This is a genomic window from Schauerella aestuarii (genome assembly GCF_009866805.1).
GTDB classification, from domain to species: domain Bacteria; phylum Pseudomonadota; class Gammaproteobacteria; order Burkholderiales; family Burkholderiaceae_B; genus Schauerella; species Schauerella aestuarii.
Genome location: NZ_SIZW01000042.1, coordinates 736,698 through 754,991, shown reverse-complemented (window position 1 = coordinate 754,991; position 18,294 = coordinate 736,698). Strand labels below are relative to the sequence as shown.

The following is an 18,294-nucleotide window of genomic DNA, read 5'->3' as shown; positions in this document are numbered from 1 at the left end:
AACTGCCATGCCTGTATATTGGGCGTACATTTTTGAACGGTGGTGCAGGCATGGAATGGAGCGACGTTCGAATATTTTTGGCAACGGTGCGTTGCGGGTCGCTCGGTGCGGCCGCTAGAAACCTGGGAGTGAGCCACCCAACGGTAGGTCGCCGAATAAAGGTGCTTGAGGATGAAGCCGGGCAAGCGCTCTTTCGTAGAACCAGCGAGGGGCTAGTGCTCACAGATGCCGGGGACGGCATCTTCACGCTCGCAGAGTCCATGGAGAATGCGGCCCTGTCGATGGAGCGACGACTGGCGGGAAACCAAGAGCGCCTGGAGGGAATACTGCGGATCTCCTCGGCGGAATGGTTTGCCAGCTACGTGTTGGCACCTGTCCTGATAGAACTCACGCGCCGCCACCCTGCAGTTGTGCCTGAGGTGATCGCGAGTTATCGGTTACTCAACCTTTCCCGTCGCGATGCCGACGTGGCATTCAGAATCGTGCCCTTCACCGAACCGGATATCGTCCAACGCCGATTATTGAGCGTTCCATACGGTCTTTATGGTTCGGCCGACACTGCACAAGCCATGCAGCGCGATCCCGTGTCGGTCGGCCTCATCCTGATGAATACGGCGCAGTCGCACTTTCCGGACGTGGCCTGGCTGCTCGACCGGTTTCCAACGTCGAAGCGCGTATTCACCAGTACGAGTCGCGCCGTTCAGGCGCAGATGTGCGCGCAAGGGTTGGGTGTCGCGGTTTTGCCCAGGCCGCTTGGTGACGCAGTGCCGGGATTGCAGCGCATCGATATGCCGGAGCAGCCGCCAAGCAGAGATATATGGGTGGGTTATCACCACGATCTGCGGCATATGGATCGCTTGCGTGCCATGCTCGATATTGCGGACACCCAGTTGTCCAACGTCGTTCGCGCACCGGACTAGGCCAATCTTTATTTCCGCATTAGCATCTGATCCGATTTGGCGACAGAGCAGGCGATCGTGTCTCTAGGCAATCGCCCGTGCGCACGCGCGGATCGCGTTGGGAGCACGCGTGCGGCGTGACCGGGCGGTTTATTCCCCTGCCGCGGCCTTGGCCACATATGACGATAGTGTCTTGATGTCTTGCTCAGACAGATTGGTATAGGCGGGCATCTGCCCGATGCCATTACGTATCGCCGTCTCGACACGGGTGGCATCCGGTTTTATTTCGTCCAGTACCGGGCCGATGGCGCCCGTCGACTGCGCATCTGCCAAGGTATGGCAAAGCGCACATGCAGGAGCTGCCTTGTGGAAAAGCTGGCGGCCAGCGTCCATCATCGCTGTCGTCGGCGGTTCCGCCATGCTGCTACTGCTTGAAAGTGAGAGTGCCAGCGCGGCGGCGTAACCGGCGTGCGTCTTGAGCCGCTTTTTGGGGCCACGCCCGCGCCATCCGATCAAATTGAACATAGTTGAGTCATCTCTTACGCAGCAACGGTGACGGTCAGTGCATGGTCACGCCAACTTGTGTTGATGTAGCCCCCTGCATTCTCTGGACGATGCTCGGCCTGTACGTTGCCTTCGGTATCCGTCGCGCGAGACATCAGCATGTGTTCACCTGCAGCCAACTCGACCGGAAGCGAAAATTGCCGCCATGCGTATCGACCCAGATCGGGTCCGACCAATCTCGCTTGCCGCCAGGTCGTGCCGCCGTCGATCGACACCTCCACCTGCTTGATGCCGTTCATCCCACCGAAGGCCACGCCTTCCACGACGGCCTTGCCTGCCTTCACAGGCGCCGACTTGCCATCCGGCGAGTTGATCCACGACTTCACGCCCATCTTCCATACGGATGGCTGATCGGGACTGCCTTTCTGGCCTTTGGGTGACAGTCGATAGCCGGTCTGTTGGATGGCAGCGGGGCTTTCTTTCTCGGTGAAGGCCAACCGCTTGATGTACTTGACGCTGTTGACCCCGGTGTACCCAGGGACAATGAGGCGCAGCGGCCCGCCATGGGCCAGTGAGATGGGTTTACCGTTCATTTCCCACGCGAGTAGCGCGTCCTGCATCGCTTCGCTCGGCACCGAACGCTCGACCATGACGGCATTGGGATCGAGTCCTTCGGGCAGCTTCTCGCCACCCGTGCCGGTCATGAACACCATGCCATCAGTCACGCCGCCCTGGAGCGCCACAAGATCGCGCACCGGAACGCCGCTCCAGATCACACAGCCCGCGGCGCCAACCTGCCAGGGCGTGCCGCTCGGCTTGTCGGGAAAATAGCCCCGACCGTTGCCCGAGCATTGCAGCACCATTGCAACGCTTTCGACCCCGACGCGCTTTAAATCGGCAACAGTCATTGACGTTGGCGTCTTCACGCCCGCAATGTCGACAGTCCATCCGTCACGGTCATCGAGTATTGACGCGGCGGGCGGTGGCAGGTTATTTCGCACATATAAACGGTCGGCAGACGTGATGACGCTGCTACCGAGCGCTTCCCGCTTCGTTTCGATCGTGTTCGCACTGTGCACGATCATGCTGTCCGCATCTTTCCAATCTGCATAGCCGGGAAGGGGTTTGGCGCCGCTTGCACTTGCTTTGGGTTTATCCAAGGCTGTGGCAGGTTCGGACGCCAGCGCGGCTGCAGTTGCACCCTGAGTCAGGCCCAGACTTCCAATGGCCAGGGCTGATGTACTCAATTTAAGCAGGCGACGCCTGCCAACATTGTTCGGAACGAACGCATTCATTGATGTCTCCTCAAGCCGTCATTCATCGACGCGGCAGTCGTTTTTGTGTGCAGAGCGGGTTCTGTGATCGATGGTGCATATTCCTTTAAGGTATATACACATGTCAATCATATATATGAATCTTCGAATACTGAACTCAGTCAATCTGAAGCGATCGCCGAGGCCTCACAGATTGCCGCAGCGATCCGCGCAGCTTGCGCTTGTGCGAGGCGAGCATTGACGTCCATCGATAGCGTCCAGAAATAGGTGCCACAGGCCAGGCTGCCAAGAACTGATATGCGATGCATGACCGTGTTATCCGCTGCGCGCAGGCAACCGGTGTTGAAATCGAGCGCGAATCCGCCAAACGGATCAGCCTGCGCATAACCCGCGTCGATCAAGTTTCGAACCAAGGGATCGTCAGCTCGGGCAACATCGACTGAAAAACTGGTGGCATTGATCAGATGATCGAACGAAAAAGTCTCTGGCCTGTTGCCTGCTATCTCCCCATCAGCGCCGAAAGTGACTTTGAAGGTTTGATCTGTTTCGTCGTACACGCAATCGGAGAAGCCGCCGCGGACCTCAAGCTGGCCGCTGTGCATGAGTGATTGAAGCGTCAACGCATTACGCATTGGAAATGTAGCCCGACGTGCCATCCATAACGATCGCAGCGTCTGATGGAAATGTCTCTTCTCCATCGCGGGCAGGAGATGCCAGATCAGGTCGATCGATGGGTTGGTTGCAGCGGCCAGTGCCTGCCATGGTCTGGCTCCGGCAAGGGAGCGCGCGACTTCGCTATCGAGTTGCTCGCGGGCCGTGCCCTGCGCACCTGTGATATCCGCGAGATCTACGTTGTGATCGAATGATGCGAGTTCGTTCAACAGCGCGGTTTCAACCTGATCGAGAGTAAGTCGACCGTTCGAAGCCTGAGCGAGATCCGCGAGAGCCTGGCGTGAAACGTGTTGTAGTGACACAGGAGGAACATTGTGGGGGCTTCTCACGGCTGGCAGTCGTCCATTGCGCGACATCGCCGTGATCCGACCGCGATGCCCGTTTGCCGCTAAGGCTGCGATGGCATCGACGGCACTCAAACTTGTGCCCACAACCCCGATGTTTGCATCACACGATATGGCCTGAAGCAGGTTCTGTACGGGATAAGGGCTGTTGAAGTAACCCGGCTTGTTCTCCAGTTGAGGGAAGGCACACGATGCAAGGTTGCCGTTGCAGAGCACGACGTAAGCGGCTGAGTAATCGCCTGCGGCGACGCTCAACATCACATGACCGTCATCGGCCATCGCAAGACGATCGACGCGGCTCACCACATGCGTCACCTCGATCTGGCGGTTACGCGCGAACGCTAGTGTTTCGTTGTAGATATCCCGCAGATACGCTCCAAATAGCGCGCGAGGTAAGAACGCTTTGGGGTCGATCGTATCGATACCGTAGTGTTGCAGAAGCGTATTCGGTTGTTTACGTAACCACGCCACAAAATGTCCGCGGTCGTCGTGGCGAGCCGACATGTTCTCGGCTGGAATATTCAGAAGATTGGTGCGCGAGTCCTTTTGGTAGGCCGCTCCCGGACCAGGGCGAGGATCCGGTTCGAACAGCAATATCCGTCTCGGCGCATCGGAAAGAGGGTCGTAGGCGTCCAGAAACTGACTGAGGAACGATATCCCGACGGAGCCACCGCCAACGATCGCAAGGTCGTAAAGAGGTCTCATGTCTCACCAAACGAGAAAAGCAAACCAGGCAAGCGCGTTCGTTCTCAACGATTGGCGGCAACGGGTGAGCTGTTTTCCGAAGAGAGTCGTACCACTTCAGCCCATTTCTTGATCTCTGCGCCGAGAATGCGTTTGGTATCGGCGGGCGTCGTGGCGATCGCATCGGCACCGAGCTTTTGCGTACCCTGTTGCACGGCAGGAAGCGCCGCTGCCTGACGCATGCCTAGCGAAAGCTTGTCCACGATCGCCTTCGGCGTACCCGCCGGCGCGAGCAATGCATACGCGGTGGCGACGTCATAGTTCTTCACACCTTGCTCCTGAAATGTGGCGAGCTCGGGTAGGGCGGTAGCGCGCTTGGCGGTCGTCACGCCCAGCAGCCGGATCTTGCCGGTTGCCACATGCGGCAGCAATGCCGGCAGCGTTTCGATCACCGCATCGATCTGACCGCCGAGCAGGTCGGTGATGGCCGGGCCGCTTCCGCGGTAGGGCACGTGCAACAACTTCGTTTGTGTGGTCACCTGAAACAGTTCCTCCGCCATGTGCTGCGAAGTGCCCGGGCCAGCAGACCCAAACGAGAGTTTGGCCGGTTTGGACTTGACCAGTGCAATGAAGGACTGCACATCGTTGGCCGGTACGTTGGCGTTAACGGCCAGCGCCATCGGCATGCTGGTGGCCATCGATATGCCCTCGAATGCTGTGGCGAAATCGTAGCCGGGCTTGTCTGGCATGGCCGCGTGGATAGCATGGCTACCCACGGCGCCCATCAGCAAGGTGTAGCCGTCAGGTGCCGCCTTGGCTACATAGTCCGCACCAATCTCGCCGCCTGCTCCGCCCCGATTTTCAACGACCACGGTGCCGCCGATGGCATCTCCCAGATGTTGCGCATAGATGCGCGCGGCGTTGTCCGTGGCGCCACCTGGCGGAAACGGCACGACCATCCGTACGGGCTTGCTTGGCCAGTCTTGAGCAGTGGCGCCCGCGCTGAGCAGCGTACCCAGCACGCCCAATGCGGCAATTTGCAGCAGTCTCTTCATGACAATCTCCTCGGTGTCGATCGCCGGATACCGATCGGGCGAAGGCCCGTCGGACGGCTTTTTATAAATCCTAAGAAATGGGACATCAATTTCATTTCTTGATTTACATAGCATTTCACACGGTGCTATGCTGGTCAACAGAAAAGACGTCAGACGTCAGAAAATTCGATCGGAGCACATCGCAATATGAATCCTCAGGCCGCACTTACCGGCGTTACTGTCCTCGAAATCTGCAACGTTGCAGCAGGCCCCTTTTGCGGCATGCTCCTCGCGGACATGGGCGCCGACGTCATCAAGATCGAACATCCCGAAGGCGGCGATACGCTGCGGGCCTGGCCGCCGTTGAACGGGGGTTACAGCGAGAACTTCGCCTCGCTCAATCGCAACAAGCGATCGGTCACCCTTAACCTCAAGAATCCCGAAGATGTCGCACGAGTGCGCGCTTTGGTTCGCGATGCGGATGTCTTGGTGGAAAACAATCGTCCTGGCGTGATGGAGCGCCTCGGCTTGGGTTATGAGGCATTGCGGGTCATCAACCCTCGGCTTATCTACTGTTCGATTTCGGCATATGGGCAGTCGGGACCGCGCGCGCAGGAGGGCGGGTTCGACCTCACCATCCAGGCCATGAGCGGCATCATGAGCGTGACCGGCGAAGCGGGCGGTGAGCCCGTCAAGTGCGGCGTGCCGTTGGCGGATTTTTCGGCTGGACTCTACGGTGCGTTCGCCATTGCTTCGGCATTGCGCGCCACGGCGCTGTCGGGGCAGGGTACCCACATCGATGTGCCGATGCTGGGCGCCACGTTAGGCATTGCGGCCTTGCAAACTTCAGAATTTTTCGGCAGTGGCAAGGATCCGGTCAAGCTGGGCTCTGCGCATCCGCGCAATGCGCCGTATCAGGCTTTCCGTTGCAAGGATGGCCACTTTGGCATGGCGGCCGGCAACAACGCCTTGTTCAAAGCGGTGTGTCGTGTGGTGGGTCGCGAAGATCTTTTTGCCGATGCGCGTTTTCTCACAACCAGCCTGCGCGCGCAGAATCAGGTGGCGTTGAAGGACATGCTCGAAGCGATTTTCATGAACGAAGACGCCGAGGTTTGGCTCAACCAATTTCGCGACGCGGGTGTGCCGTGTGCCCCGATCAACGCGTACTCACAGGTATTGGTGGATCCTCAGGTCGATCACATGCAGTGGGTGCAGCCGCTTACGTTGCCGAACGGCGCCATCACGCGAACATTCGCGTCTCCCATTCGATTTGACGGTCAGTCGGCCACCATACGTCGAGCACCGCCAGCCCTGGGGGAACACAACGAGGAAGTGCTGCGCGCCCTGAACCTTTCGCGCGAGGAGCAGGTATGAGCCAAGTCTTGCAGATCGATCGTCTAAACGGTGTTCACACCCTGACGCTCGCCCGTCCAGAGAAAATGAATGCGTTGTCGGCCGAGCTCGTCGAGGCGCTGCTGGTCGCAGTCGAGAAGGCCGGCGCTGAGGCTGCCGATATGATTGTGCTGCAAGGCGACGGTAAGAACTTCAGCGCAGGCTTCGACTTTGCCGATGTCGATACGGACAGCGAAGGCGATCTTCTGCTGCGCTTCGTGCGCATCGAGATGTTGTTGCAGGCGCTCGCCCACAGCCCTTGTCTGACGGTTGCGCTTGCCCACGGGCGAAATTTCGGGGCTGGCGTGGATCTGATCGCGGCTTGCAAGGTGCGGGTGGGCACAGACGCCACAACCTTTCGAATGCCGGGCCTGAAGTTCGGCCTTGTGCTCGGTACGCGGCGCTACGCCGCCCTTGTGGGCGCGCAGCGCGCCCGCGAAGTGCTCGAGGCGGCGCAAACGTTCACGGCCGCGCAAGCGCTACAGGACGGTTTTCTATCGCGAATGTGTTCGCAGGACGGGTGGCAGGCCGTGGTGCAAGAGGCCGCCGACACGGCCCGCGCGTTGCCGATGGCGGTGCGCGAACATCTTTATCGGGTGATCGCGCCGGCCACGGCCAATGATGATCTCGCTGATCTCGTGCGTTCGGCGGCACGGCCTGGCCTGAAGCAGCGCATTGCGGGATACCTCGAGGCATCCCGTCCACCGGCACGCGCAAATCAAAACAAGGAGACGGCATGAGTTCCGGTTTCAACGGTGCGCACAAGCACTTGAGTCTTTCCGAATTGACGGCGCTGGTGCCTGATGGTGCGTCGGTGGCACTGGGCGGCAGCTTCCTGCATCGTGGGCCATTCGCCTTCGTGCGCGAGCTGATTCGTCAGCAACGGCGGGGCATCGAACTGATCAAGCAATCGCCGGGCTATGACGTCGATATTCTGTGTCGTGCGGGTGTGCTGCGGCGTGCTCGGGCCGGCATCGTCGCCATGGAGGGCAATTTCGGACTTGCACCCTGGTATCGCAAGGCGGTCGAAAGTCAGGCACTCGAACTCGAGGAGCATGCCTGCGCCACGCTGACCGCCGGTCTGCGGGCTGCCGCTTTCGGTGTGCCGTTCATGCCGTGTGGCGGGATTCACGGCAGCGACCTGCCTGCGATCAACGGGTGGCACTGCCTGGACGATCCCTATGGAAGCGGTGAGCGCACGTGGGTCATTCCCGCCATTCAACCCGACTTTGCCGTGATCCATGCGTCTGAAGTGGATGCGGCGGGCAACGTGCGCGTCAAGGGTACGCATCATTGGGATCGCATCATGTCGCGTGCGGCGCGCAGTGTATTGGTCGTGGCCGAACGCGTGGTGGACAACGCCGTGTTCGTCGAACAACCAGAATCCACGTTGGTACCGTATTTCATGGTGCAGGCCTATGCAGTGGTGCCGCACGGGGCGTGGCCGGGATCCTGCTGGCCTGATTACGCCATCGACTACCCAGCGGTCGAGCGCTATATGGATACGACGCAATCGCTTGAAGCCCATCTGAATTTCGCCCCGGAAACGCGTGAGGCGGCTCATGTCTGAATCCTGGTCACCATTCTCCTACGTCGTAACGAATCTCGCCCGGTTCATCCGGCCCAACGAAATCACGTTCAGCGGCGTGAATTCGACCCCGCCGATGCTGGCCTGCCTGCTCGCCAAGAAAGCCTACGACTGGGACTTCATCTACATCAACGTTGCCGGTGGCGTAGATCCACGGCCATCGCACATCCCGCTTTCCAGTTCCGATCCCGTGCTGGCAGAACAGTCGGCATCGATCTTCGCGAATGAAGATTTCTATGATTTGTGCACCCGAGGCCGGATGGATCTGACGTTTCTCGGCGCGGCACAGATCGACGGCCAGGGATGCGCAAACAACTCCGTCATCGGCGATTGGCACGCGCCCAAAGTGCGCTTGCCGGGTGGCGGTGGCGGGGCAGTCATGCTTCCCACAGCCAAGCGGGCCTGCACGTGGCGCACCGAGCACTCACGTCGCACCTTCGTCGAGAAACTTGATTTTCGTACTTCCTGGGGCGGCTTCAGTGGCGTGGTCACGCCGATTGCCGTGTTCATAAAGCGCGATGATCGCCTCGCCCTGCAGTCGTGGCACCCCGAGGCGAGTCTCGAGGAAGTGCAAGCGCGCACGGGTTTCAGCTTCGATGTCGCGGGGGCCGAGCCGACCGCAATGCCTACGGTCGCTGAGCGCAATGCCCTGAAAGCGCTCGATCCGGACGGCCAGTTCGAACGTGACGCGGCCGTCGTGCTGCGATAGGACGCCACCATGAATGCCGACACTACTCTCGTTGCCGCGTTCGATCGTCTCTGGCGTGAGGCCGATCGCGCGCAGCGACCCGCCCTTGTTTCCGCTACCGTCATGTTGACTTATGCGCAATTGCACGGGCGTACGCGCGCAATGGCGGAGGCCTTGCGGCAGGCTGGTGTCGCGGCTGGCGATTATGTGGCCATTGCGATGGAGCGATCGGTCGACCAGATGGTGGTGATACTGGGTGCAATGATGTGCGGCGCTTGTCCGTGCCCGCTCGAGCCGCGCATTGCGGTCGAGGAAACGGCGCGACGCGTGGCAGCTGTTGGGTTGCGTTGGCTCGTGCACGATGCGGCGCACCTGGCACTCGGCGACGGGTGCGGCCTGGCACCGGAAGCCGTACTTGACCATGCAGTGCTGGTTGGAAATCGCGATGGCGCCGCGTTCGAGGTGCCGCGGCTGGCGCCTGATGCGCCGGCGCTGCTGCTCTTTACCTCCGGCAGTACCGGACATCCCAAAGGCGTGCTGCTCAGTCACCAGGGCGTGTTCAACAACGCCACCGGCGTGGCAGCGCATACCGGCTTGGCGCCGCAGGATCGGCTGCTGCATGTCATGCCGCTACATCACACCAACGCCCTGAATAATCAACTCTTCGCGCCGCTCTGGGTGGGTTCGTGCGTGGCACTTGCCGGCCGTTTTCGCGCGGAAGACATGCCTGAGCTTCTGGAGTCGTTCAAACCCACCTTGCTTACCGGCGTGCCCACGATGTATGCGCGAATGGCCGAGCTCCCCTTCAGCGCGGCAAGCCTTGGCCGGTTGCGCTTCGCCCGTTGCGGCTCGGCACCCATCACCGAACGCTTGCACCGCCAGATCGAAGATTTTTTGGGGTGTCCGTTGATCGTGTCGTACGGTTTGTCGGAAGCCACATGCACCAGCACGCTCAACCCGCCACACGCCCGTCGGGTGGGATCGGTGGGAACGGTCTTGCCGAACCAGACGGTCGTTCTGATGCTGCCGGATGGCACCCTCGCACCGACGGGGGCGGAGGGGGAGATCTGCATCGCGGGCGACAGCTTGATGCTGACGTATCTCGGCGCGGGATCCGCGGCCGGCATTCAGGCAGATGGCTATCTGCACACCGGCGATCTGGGCCGTTTCGATACCGACGGCTATCTCTACATCACCGGCCGCATCAAGGACGTGATCATTCGCGGTGGCGAGAACATTTCCCCGTCGCTGATCGAGGCCGCTGTGGTCGAAATGCCCGGCGTGGCGTCCTGCTGCGTGGTTGGCGCAGCAGACGACGACCTGGGCGAAGTGCCCGTGGTTTTCGTTGTGCCGAGTGGCACCGAATGCCCGGATCTCGTCGCAATTCGGGCATTCGTGCTGGCCCGCCTGGGCCGCATCTATGTTCCTGCGGCGTCGTACGTCGTCGATCGGCTGCCCGAGAACGCAGTCGGAAAAATCGACCGCAAGGCGTTGGCTGCGCGCGTTCGAGCGCCAGGCGCGATGGCATAGCCTCGTTTCGAATGGGGCCGCCAACCCTGGCCTGACGGGGTTGCACGTATCCGAAAGCGCGCCGCGAGCGCGCTTTCGGTGCGTCCGTACTCACTGCAAGGCATTGAATATAAACGATTAATAGTCGAGCCGAGGTGCACTTTTCGCTTTGCACGACCGCCATGTTCCGATAAGATTTGTCTGTCCTAAAATAAAGAAAACAAGTCCTAACATATGGGACTAATAAAAATCAGGAGACACGGCAATGCGAATCACGGCAGTCGACACGTTGTCCTGCGACGCAGGATGGCGCAATTATCATTTCGTTAAGGTAAGCACCGATGCAGGGGTGACGGGGTGGAGCGAATACGACGAGGGTTTCGGCTCGCCCGGTGTGACGGCGGTGATCGAACAGCTTTCGAAGACCATCGTCGGACAGCCCTTTGCAGGCCAGAACCCGTTCTACGCTGACGTTTACAGCCGCACGCGACCGGCCGCCGGCGGCGTGGTTGCCGAAGGGATCGGCGCGCTGGAGAACGCACTACTGGATGCGCACGCCAAACAGCTCGGCGTGCCGTGTCACGCGTTGCTTGGCGGCAAGGTGCGCGACAAATTGCGCGTGTACTGGTCGCATTGCCCGGCTTGGCGCATCAATCACCCGCAGTATTTCAAGCCTGCCGTCACCGATCTTGCGGGTGTGAAAGCGATGGGCGCCGAGGCACGAGAGCGCGGACTCACCGCCTTGAAAACGAATATCTTTCTTTTCGATGACGGACCGGCGCACGCCTGGCGCCCAGGTTTTGCCGCGCCGTTTTTCCCGGAGCTGAACGTGGATCGCCGGATCATTCGCAACGTGCGCGATAACCTCGAGGCCTTGCGCGATGGTGCCGGTGCAGACATGGACATCCTCATCGACTTCAATTTCAACGCCAAGACCGAAGGCTATCTGAAGCTGCTGCGCGCCATCGCCGATCTCGACATTTTCTGGGTCGAGATCGATTCCTACAATCCGGCGGCGCTTGCCTACATTCGTAATCACAGCGCCCATCCGATCAGTTCCTGCGAGACGCTCTTCGGTGGGCGCGAACTGCTGCCGTTCCTTACGCATCAAGCGGTCGATGTCGCCATTATCGACACCGTCTGGAACGGGGTGTGGCAATCCATGAAGATGGCGGAACTGGCCGACATTCACGAAGTCAATGTCGCCCCTCACAATTTCTACGGGCATCTCTGCACCATGATGAATGCGCATTTTGCGGCAGCGGTTCCCAACTTTCGGATCATGGAGACGGACATCGATCGTCTCGAGTGGGACGACGCTTTGTTTACGCATGCGCCCGTTTATGAAGATGGCCATCTCATCGTGCCCGACCGTCCGGGTTGGGGCACCGATCCTATCGAAGACGCGTTGCGCGCGCATCCGCCCAAGAAGGGCGGTGGTCTGATTGCCCCGCGACCGAAGCATTGATTTCACTGGATGTTCTGCAATGCGCGCGCGAGGATCACCAAGCGCTTGCAATGCAGAACGCCGATTCAACGCAGTAAACGAGGAGACAACATCATGATGAACAATTGGGAAGACACACTCGCCAACTTGCGCTCGGCAGCCGGCGCATTCGCCGAGAGCAACCCTGCCGTCGTCACGGCCTACCGTGGACTGAATGACGCTTTGGGCAAGGGCACCGCATTGGATGCCAAGACGCGAGAGCTGATTGCGCTGGCCGTCGCCGTGACCACGCGCTGCGATGGCTGCATCTCTTCGCATGCCGCCGCGGCGCAGAAAGCAGGCGCGACGATCGAGGAGGTCAGCGAGGCGCTCGGCACGGCCGTCGCACTTAACGCGGGAGCCGCTTATGTGTATTCCGTACGAGCGATCGAAGCATTCGGGCAGTTCAAGCGCTAGGCGCCGCCAGCCTTCGGCGACGCCCTGCTGATCAGGCCATCGCACACCGGCCATGCAGGCCGTCAATCGATCGTGAACCATGACCGCCTCACATCATACGAAAGGCGGCGAGGAGACAAAGATGAACACATCCACCACGCAACGCGTCGGTGCCGTCGTCGCCTGGGCGGCGCTCGTCGCGGCAGCTGTTCTTCCCGCCGTCGGCGCAGCCGCCTGGCCGGCCGACAAGCCTATCCGCATGATTGTGCCGTACGGTGCAGGAGGAGCGTCGGACACGCTCGGGCGCATCGTCGCCGCGCGGTTGTCTGTGGCGCTAAAACAAACCGTGGTCGTGGAGAACAAGCCTGGCGCCGGCAGCATGCTGGGATCGCAATTCGTGGCACGCGCCGAGCCCGATGGCTACACGTTGCTGTTGGGCAGTATTTCCAATGTGCTCAACAACTATTTCTACAAGGATCCGCTTTACGACTTGCGGCGCGATCTTGCGCCGGTATCGCAGGTGGTGTCGGTGCCCAATTATCTTGCCGTCAACACCAAGGTGCCGGCCAAAACCGTGGGAGAGCTCGTCAAGCTTGCCAAGGACAAGCCCGAGAGCTTGAGTTGCGCCACGTCGGGCATTGGATCGTCGCCGTATCTATCCTGCGAGCTGTTCAGGATCCTTTCGGGCACACAGATCGTCAATGTGCCGTTCAAGAGCGGCGCGGAAGCGATTCAGTCGGTGATCGGCGGGCAGGCGCAGGTGCTTTTCGCCAATGAGGCGCTGCCGTTCATTACGTCGGGCCAGGTGAGGGCCTTGGGTGTCACGACGCCCAAGCGCTCTTCGTTTCTTCCCGATGTGCCTGCGATCGGCGAGACGCTGCCCGGCTACGACGTCACCGCGTGGTATGGCATCTGGGCGCCGGCAGGCACCTCACCGGCCGTCATCACACGCATCAGCGAAGAGATCGCCGGCATGTTGAAGACCGACGAGGTGAGACGCGTGCTGACATCGCTGGGCGCGGAGCCGGTAGGCACATCGCCCACGCAGTTCAAGCAATATGTGGATGCGGAGATGGGGCGGTGGCAGGAAATCGTCAATCAGGCTGGCATCAAGCCTCAGTGATCGTGGAGACCATCATGGCGAGCCGCCTGGCCGATTGCATCTCCGATTGGGTGCAACGTACCCCACACGCTCCTGCACTCTCGGCAGGCGAGACGACCTGGACCTACGCGCAGTTGCAGGCGCAAGTGGTGCAGGCGTCGAGCGCGCTTCAAGATTGGGGCATCCGAGCCGGCGATCGCGTCGCACTTGTTGGGGAGAACAGCCTGGCACTGGCGGCGTTGATTCTCGCCGCCGGTGGCCTGGATGCTTGGGCGGTGCTTGAAAACGCGCGCCGTGCACCGGCCGAGGTGGACGCGATCCTCGGGCTTGCGCAACCGCGTCGCGTCGTATTCGTGCTCGATCATTCTCCCGATGCAGCGGCTCACGCCGACCGTCACGCTGCCGAGCACGTGGCCACCCCGTTCGGACCAGTGGCACTTGGGCCACTGGACGACGTGACGATCGAAGTCGCACACGAAGAATCGACTCGGCAGGTCGCCGCCCTGATTTACACCACGGGCAGCACCGGCACCCCCAAGGGCGTAATGCTGACCCATGGCAATCTCCTGCACATCGGTCACACCATGCAGGCGTTGCGCCGCGTCACGCCCAACGACCGGGTTTACGGCGTGCTGCCGATCACCCATGTGATGGGGCTGTCCTCCGGGCTGATCGGGGCCTTGTCATCCGGGGCGCACCTGCGGTTGGTGGCGCGCTTTGCTGCGGCGCATTGCCTGGCGGCGTTACGTCAGGAGGGCATCACCATTCTGCAAGGGGCGCCAGCGATGTTCGCGCGGCTGATTCAGGACGCGCCCGCGGCGGAACGACCAGGACCATCGTTGCGCTTCATAGCGGTAGGCGGGGCACCGCTCGATCCGTCGCTCAAAAAGAGAGTCGAGGCGGCATTCGGAATGCCGCTACACAACGGCTACGGACTGACGGAGGCATCGGGCACGTGCTGGACACGCCTCGATGAGGACGTCGCCGATTGCAGTGTGGGCCCGCCGACGCCGGGTGTGGACATCCGCATCCTCGATGCACAAGGAAAACGGGTCACGGCAGGCGACACAGGCGAGCTCTGGGTGAGGGGGCCGCACGTGGCAAACGGGTATTACCGCGCGCCCGAGCAGACCGCGCGCGCATTTGGGCCGGACGGTTGGTTCAATACCGAGGACCTGGCTCGCCAGGACTCGGACGGACGCGTGCATATCGCAGGACGCACCAAGGACCTGATCATCAGGTCGGGCTTCAATGTTTCACCGCTGGAAGTGGAAATGGCGTTGAACGGCCATATTGGCGTTCGACTTGCGGCGGTAATTGGATATGCGATCGAAGGCAACGAGGAAATTGTGGCTGTGATCGAACCCGCCGGTGAGACGCACACGCTGGTTGCCGCCTTGCAGGACTACTTGAAGACGCGGCTCTCGCCCTACAAGCGACCGACACGTTTTGTGTTCGTGGCGGCGTTGCCCGTGGCACCCAATGGCAAGGTGCTCAAGCAGCAGCTTCGACAACTCATAGGAGAACTTTCATGAACGATACCGTCAACGATGCCGTCACCTACGAATCACGCGATGGCGTTGCAATCATTTCGATCAATCGGCCGGACCGCATGAATGCGATCGGGCCCGAGGTGGAGGCGGGGCTGGCGCGCGCGTTCAGGCGACTGAACGAAAGCGAGGTCGACCGTGTGGGCATTCTCACCGGCACAGGCAGCAAGGCATTTTCCGCGGGCAAGGACATGCATTCGGAGGCGCCGCCCGACTATCGCAGCTTTACGCCGGGGGTGGGGATCGCGCTGGACAAGCCACTTATCGCCGCGGTCAGTGGATGGTGCGTGGGCGGGGCCATGGTACTGGTGTTGATGTGCGACCTGTGTGTGGTGACCGAGGACGCCAAGTTCACCTATCCAGAAGCGAAGCTGGGATTTGCGGGCGGGATGATCGCGTCGCTGGCTGCGCGCGTGCCGCACAAGATCGCGATGGAATTGATGCTGCTGGGCGAGGTGATCACCGCGGAGCGTGCTTATCAAGTGGGTTTTGCCAACCGCATCGTACCGCCAGGCCAGCACATGGAGGCTGCGATGGTCATGGCCCGCCGCCTGGCCGGCAACGCACCGTTGGTGATGGGCATGCTCAAGCGGCTTGCTGCAGCCACGATTCCGCAAAGCCCTGTGGAAACGGCCGGCCATGCCTGGCGTGAGAACGAACGCGTGTTTCGCAGCGAGGATTTTCAGGAAGGCCTTGCCAGCTTCAAGCAAAAGCGGACGCCGCAATTCAAGGGCGCGTGAACCCCCTAATCAAAGGATAGACATGTTCAAAGCATTGCTGTTGACCCAGCAAGACAAAGTCACGCACGCTGCCGTTACCGAGCTCGACGAGGAGCGATTACCGGAAGGTGACGTCACCGTGCGCGTGCAGTACAGCACGCTCAATTACAAGGACGCGCTCGCCATCACGGGCCGTGCGCCCGTTGTGCGCCAATTTCCGATGGTGCCCGGCATCGATTTCGCCGGGGTGGTGGAGGCGTCATCCGCGCCTGACTTCAAGGCAGGCGACGCAGTGTTGCTCAATGGCTGGGGCGTAGGTGAGACGCATTGGGGCGGGCTGGCGCAACGCGCGCGCGTTTCCGCAAAATGGCTGCAACGTCTTCCCGAAGGAATGAATGCGCGCAGTGCAATGACCCTTGGTACGGCGGGATACACCGCAATGCTTTGCGTGCTGCGGCTGGAGCAACTGGGTCTGACGCCCGAGCGTGGACCGGTTCTTGTCACCGGGGCGAATGGTGGCGTGGGCAGCACGGCCATCACATTGCTCGCACGCCGTGGCTATGAGGTCGTCGCGTCCACCGGACGCAGCGACGCGCACGAGCGATTGCTGGCGCTGGGTGCACACCGGATCGTGGACCGCGCTACCCTGAGTGAAGCAGGCAAACCCCTTCAAAAGGAAGCTTGGGCAGGCGTGGTCGACAGTGTGGGCAGCCATACGCTGGCCAATGCGTGCGCCGCCATGAAGTATGGCGGCGTGGCAGCGGCGTGTGGGCTGGCGCAAGGCATGGATTTCCCCAGTTCGGTGGCCCCCTTCATTTTGCGTGGTGTAACGCTTGCGGGTGTGGATAGCGTTTACGCCCCGATGGACGTTCGGCGGCAGGCTTGGGAAGAACTGGCTAGAAGCTTGCCCACGGAGATCATCGACACCATGGCGCAGGAAGTCGGTCTGGAAGATGCCGCAGCGCACGCCGAGCCGCTTCTGGCCGGGCGTTTGCCACAGGGGCGCGTATTGGTGCGTATCGATTAGCCCACGTTGGAGCGGGATCATGAATATCACAAGACTCAGAGCATTCGTGGTGTTGGCCACCAAACTGATAAACGCCACGCCTGCCCATGGCATGCCGAGTGATGCGCTCCTGGCCGCGTTTACCGATCTTGTTTCGCACGATGATTGGTTGCCCGAATCCTGCACCCGGTCGGATCCAGAGCGGTATCAGCAGCACCTTCTGCACTGCGATCCGCTCGAGCGATTTTCGCTGGTCAGTTTTGTGTGGGGCCCGGGGCAGCGCACGCCGGTGCACGATCACGGCGTCTGGGGGTACGTTGGCATGCTGCGCGGCGCGGAAACCGGGCAGCGTTTCGTACGCCGAGGTCGGGGGTTCGAGGCGGATGGGTCGTTGACCCGCCTGGAGCCAGGCGACGTGGATATCCTGCTGCCGGCCGAGGGCGACGTGCATCAGGTCGCCAATGCCTTTGCGGATCGCACCTCGATCAGCGTGCACCTTTACGGCGGAAATATCGGCGCGATCGCACGCCACGTCTACGATCCCGCCACTGGCGCGGCCAAGCCCTTCATCTCGGGATATTCGTCGCAGGATGTGCCCAATCTATGGGACCGCTCGAGCGGTTAGCGTTGGGCGATCGGCCCCGGACGCGTGCGTTACTATCGCCCATCTCCCGAATAGAGGACACACCATGGATAAAACCTTGCTCAAGGGTCTCATGGTGCTCGAGGCCGTAACCGACGTCGAACGCCAGCCCAGAACCATCGATGAACTCGCGGCGCGGGTGGGGCTGACACGCAGCAACACGCACCGCACCCTGCAGACCCTGATTCATGCCGGCTATGTGGTCAAGGATGAGGAAACGGGCTGGTATCGCGGGTCGGTCCGCTTGTTTGAAATGGCGGGGCGCCAGCTCGCCCAGGTCGACGTCCGCCGGCTGGCACTGCCGGCAATGCGGATCCTGGCCGACAAGACTGGCGAAACGGTACATCTATCCGTGCTCGACGGACTCGATGTGGTGTATATCGAGAAGATCGACAGCGCACAGCCCATTCGTGCCTACTCGATGGTCGGGGGGCGCGGGCCTGCGTATGCCGTGGCGACGGGGAAGGCTTTGCTGGCATACCAGCCAGAGAGTTATCTGGAGCGGTATGCGGGCGAGCTCGTGCAGCACACGCCGGCCACGTTGATCACCGTTGCAGCCATTCGCGACGACCTCAAGAAGGCTGTGCGTTTGGGGTATGCCATCAACCGGGGCGAGTGGCGCGCGGGCGTGGGCGGCGTCGCCGTGCCGATCTTCAATAGTCTTGGACATGTGGTCGCCGCCGTCGGGATATCGGGGCCGCTCGAACGGTTGTCGCCGAAGCAGATGAAAGCGTTCGCGCCTGATGTCACGACCTGTGCAGAGACGGTCTCACGCAGCATGGGCTGCTCGGTGTGAAAGACGGT

The 18,294-nt window shown here is 61.0% G+C and carries 18 protein-coding genes; 14 read left to right on the top strand and 4 right to left on the bottom strand.

Features of this window, described 5'->3' with window-relative positions:
• Positions 1–50: 50 nt before the first annotated feature.
• Positions 51–920: a LysR family transcriptional regulator gene (locus EYW45_RS18600; RefSeq protein ID WP_161136899.1), complete on the top strand. Its 870-nt coding sequence runs from the start codon at positions 51–53 to the stop codon at positions 918–920.
• A gap of 129 nt (positions 921–1,049) precedes the next feature.
• Here EYW45_RS18600 and sorU read toward each other — a convergent pair whose 3' ends face one another.
• The 4 genes from sorU to EYW45_RS18580 all read right to left on the bottom strand — a co-directional run bounded on the left by sorU (position 1,050) and on the right by EYW45_RS18580 (position 5,432).
• The gene (sorU, locus tag EYW45_RS18595; RefSeq protein ID WP_407924936.1) at positions 1,050–1,424 is read right to left on the bottom strand and encodes a SorU family sulfite dehydrogenase c-type cytochrome subunit; all 375 of its coding nucleotides are present in this window, start codon (positions 1,422–1,424) and stop codon (positions 1,050–1,052) included.
• Between the two features lie 14 nt (positions 1,425–1,438).
• The gene (gene sorT / locus EYW45_RS18590) at positions 1,439–2,698 is read right to left on the bottom strand and encodes a SorT family sulfite dehydrogenase catalytic subunit (RefSeq protein WP_161136898.1); all 1,260 of its coding nucleotides are present in this window, start codon (positions 2,696–2,698) and stop codon (positions 1,439–1,441) included.
• A gap of 140 nt (positions 2,699–2,838) precedes the next feature.
• Positions 2,839–4,398: an FAD/NAD(P)-binding protein gene (locus tag EYW45_RS18585; RefSeq protein WP_161136897.1), complete on the bottom strand. Its 1,560-nt coding sequence runs from the start codon at positions 4,396–4,398 to the stop codon at positions 2,839–2,841.
• Between the two features lie 44 nt (positions 4,399–4,442).
• Positions 4,443–5,432: a Bug family tripartite tricarboxylate transporter substrate binding protein gene (locus tag EYW45_RS18580; protein WP_161136896.1), complete on the bottom strand. Its 990-nt coding sequence runs from the start codon at positions 5,430–5,432 to the stop codon at positions 4,443–4,445.
• 186 nt (positions 5,433–5,618) lie between these two features.
• Here EYW45_RS18580 and EYW45_RS18575 point away from each other — a divergent pair, with 186 nt between their 5' ends.
• The 13 genes from EYW45_RS18575 to EYW45_RS18515 all read left to right on the top strand — a co-directional run bounded on the left by EYW45_RS18575 (position 5,619) and on the right by EYW45_RS18515 (position 18,286).
• Positions 5,619–6,785, top strand: coding sequence for a CaiB/BaiF CoA transferase family protein (locus EYW45_RS18575; RefSeq protein ID WP_161136895.1), 1,167 nt, complete (start codon positions 5,619–5,621; stop codon positions 6,783–6,785).
• On the top strand, positions 6,782–7,543 hold the full coding sequence (locus EYW45_RS18570) for an enoyl-CoA hydratase/isomerase family protein (RefSeq protein WP_161136894.1): 762 nt from the start codon (positions 6,782–6,784) through the stop codon (positions 7,541–7,543). The genes EYW45_RS18575 and EYW45_RS18570 overlap by 4 nt, the downstream gene beginning before the upstream one ends.
• Positions 7,540–8,373 carry a CoA transferase subunit A gene (locus EYW45_RS18565; RefSeq protein WP_161136893.1) on the top strand — a complete coding sequence of 278 codons (834 nt, stop codon included), beginning with the start codon at positions 7,540–7,542 and terminating at the stop codon, positions 8,371–8,373. Before EYW45_RS18570 ends, EYW45_RS18565 begins: the two co-directional genes overlap by 4 nt.
• On the top strand, positions 8,366–9,100 hold the full coding sequence (locus EYW45_RS18560; protein WP_161136892.1) for a CoA-transferase subunit beta: 735 nt from the start codon (positions 8,366–8,368) through the stop codon (positions 9,098–9,100). The genes EYW45_RS18565 and EYW45_RS18560 overlap by 8 nt, the downstream gene beginning before the upstream one ends.
• Positions 9,101–9,109: 9 nt before the next feature.
• Positions 9,110–10,609 carry a class I adenylate-forming enzyme family protein gene (locus tag EYW45_RS18555; protein WP_161136891.1) on the top strand — a complete coding sequence of 500 codons (1,500 nt, stop codon included), beginning with the start codon at positions 9,110–9,112 and terminating at the stop codon, positions 10,607–10,609.
• A gap of 244 nt (positions 10,610–10,853) precedes the next feature.
• Positions 10,854–12,056 carry a mandelate racemase/muconate lactonizing enzyme family protein gene (locus EYW45_RS18550; protein WP_161136890.1) on the top strand — a complete coding sequence of 401 codons (1,203 nt, stop codon included), beginning with the start codon at positions 10,854–10,856 and terminating at the stop codon, positions 12,054–12,056.
• A 93-nt stretch (positions 12,057–12,149) separates the two neighbouring features.
• Positions 12,150–12,491, top strand: coding sequence for a carboxymuconolactone decarboxylase family protein (locus EYW45_RS18545; RefSeq protein ID WP_161136889.1), 342 nt, complete (start codon positions 12,150–12,152; stop codon positions 12,489–12,491).
• Between the two features lie 121 nt (positions 12,492–12,612).
• Positions 12,613–13,593, top strand: a complete 981-nt coding sequence (locus tag EYW45_RS18540; RefSeq protein WP_161136888.1) for a tripartite tricarboxylate transporter substrate binding protein — start codon at positions 12,613–12,615, stop codon at positions 13,591–13,593.
• Between the two features lie 14 nt (positions 13,594–13,607).
• Positions 13,608–15,107: a class I adenylate-forming enzyme family protein gene (locus EYW45_RS18535; RefSeq protein ID WP_161136887.1), complete on the top strand. Its 1,500-nt coding sequence runs from the start codon at positions 13,608–13,610 to the stop codon at positions 15,105–15,107.
• Positions 15,104–15,862 carry an enoyl-CoA hydratase/isomerase family protein gene (locus EYW45_RS18530; RefSeq protein ID WP_161136886.1) on the top strand — a complete coding sequence of 253 codons (759 nt, stop codon included), beginning with the start codon at positions 15,104–15,106 and terminating at the stop codon, positions 15,860–15,862. Before EYW45_RS18535 ends, EYW45_RS18530 begins: the two co-directional genes overlap by 4 nt.
• Positions 15,863–15,884: 22 nt before the next feature.
• A complete protein-coding gene (gene acuI, locus EYW45_RS18525; protein WP_161136885.1) occupies positions 15,885–16,868 on the top strand; it encodes an acrylyl-CoA reductase (NADPH) in 984 nt (327 codons plus the stop codon).
• Between the two features lie 19 nt (positions 16,869–16,887).
• On the top strand, positions 16,888–17,472 hold the full coding sequence (locus EYW45_RS18520) for a cysteine dioxygenase family protein (protein WP_202444788.1): 585 nt from the start codon (positions 16,888–16,890) through the stop codon (positions 17,470–17,472).
• Between the two features lie 64 nt (positions 17,473–17,536).
• Positions 17,537–18,286: an IclR family transcriptional regulator gene (locus EYW45_RS18515; RefSeq protein WP_161136884.1), complete on the top strand. Its 750-nt coding sequence runs from the start codon at positions 17,537–17,539 to the stop codon at positions 18,284–18,286.
• Positions 18,287–18,294: the final 8 nt, after the last annotated feature.

What these genes read in the sequence shown, in the direction of transcription:
- EYW45_RS18600 (WP_161136899.1), top strand. Translation starts at nt 51, where the DNA reads ATGGAATGGAGCGACGTTCGAATATTTTTGGCAACGGTGCGTTGCGGG.
- sorU (WP_407924936.1), bottom strand. Translation starts at nt 1,424, where the DNA reads ATGTTCAATTTGATCGGATGGCGCGGGCGTGGCCCCAAAAAGCGGCTC.
- sorT (WP_161136898.1), bottom strand. Translation starts at nt 2,698, where the DNA reads ATGAATGCGTTCGTTCCGAACAATGTTGGCAGGCGTCGCCTGCTTAAA.
- EYW45_RS18585 (WP_161136897.1), bottom strand. Translation starts at nt 4,398, where the DNA reads ATGAGACCTCTTTACGACCTTGCGATCGTTGGCGGTGGCTCCGTCGGG.
- EYW45_RS18580 (WP_161136896.1), bottom strand. Translation starts at nt 5,432, where the DNA reads ATGAAGAGACTGCTGCAAATTGCCGCATTGGGCGTGCTGGGTACGCTG.
- EYW45_RS18575 (WP_161136895.1), top strand. Translation starts at nt 5,619, where the DNA reads ATGAATCCTCAGGCCGCACTTACCGGCGTTACTGTCCTCGAAATCTGC.
- EYW45_RS18570 (WP_161136894.1), top strand. Translation starts at nt 6,782, where the DNA reads ATGAGCCAAGTCTTGCAGATCGATCGTCTAAACGGTGTTCACACCCTG.
- EYW45_RS18565 (WP_161136893.1), top strand. Translation starts at nt 7,540, where the DNA reads ATGAGTTCCGGTTTCAACGGTGCGCACAAGCACTTGAGTCTTTCCGAA.
- EYW45_RS18560 (WP_161136892.1), top strand. Translation starts at nt 8,366, where the DNA reads ATGTCTGAATCCTGGTCACCATTCTCCTACGTCGTAACGAATCTCGCC.
- EYW45_RS18555 (WP_161136891.1), top strand. Translation starts at nt 9,110, where the DNA reads ATGAATGCCGACACTACTCTCGTTGCCGCGTTCGATCGTCTCTGGCGT.
- EYW45_RS18550 (WP_161136890.1), top strand. Translation starts at nt 10,854, where the DNA reads ATGCGAATCACGGCAGTCGACACGTTGTCCTGCGACGCAGGATGGCGC.
- EYW45_RS18545 (WP_161136889.1), top strand. Translation starts at nt 12,150, where the DNA reads ATGATGAACAATTGGGAAGACACACTCGCCAACTTGCGCTCGGCAGCC.
- EYW45_RS18540 (WP_161136888.1), top strand. Translation starts at nt 12,613, where the DNA reads ATGAACACATCCACCACGCAACGCGTCGGTGCCGTCGTCGCCTGGGCG.
- EYW45_RS18535 (WP_161136887.1), top strand. Translation starts at nt 13,608, where the DNA reads ATGGCGAGCCGCCTGGCCGATTGCATCTCCGATTGGGTGCAACGTACC.
- EYW45_RS18530 (WP_161136886.1), top strand. Translation starts at nt 15,104, where the DNA reads ATGAACGATACCGTCAACGATGCCGTCACCTACGAATCACGCGATGGC.
- acuI (WP_161136885.1), top strand. Translation starts at nt 15,885, where the DNA reads ATGTTCAAAGCATTGCTGTTGACCCAGCAAGACAAAGTCACGCACGCT.
- EYW45_RS18520 (WP_202444788.1), top strand. Translation starts at nt 16,888, where the DNA reads ATGAATATCACAAGACTCAGAGCATTCGTGGTGTTGGCCACCAAACTG.
- EYW45_RS18515 (WP_161136884.1), top strand. Translation starts at nt 17,537, where the DNA reads ATGGATAAAACCTTGCTCAAGGGTCTCATGGTGCTCGAGGCCGTAACC.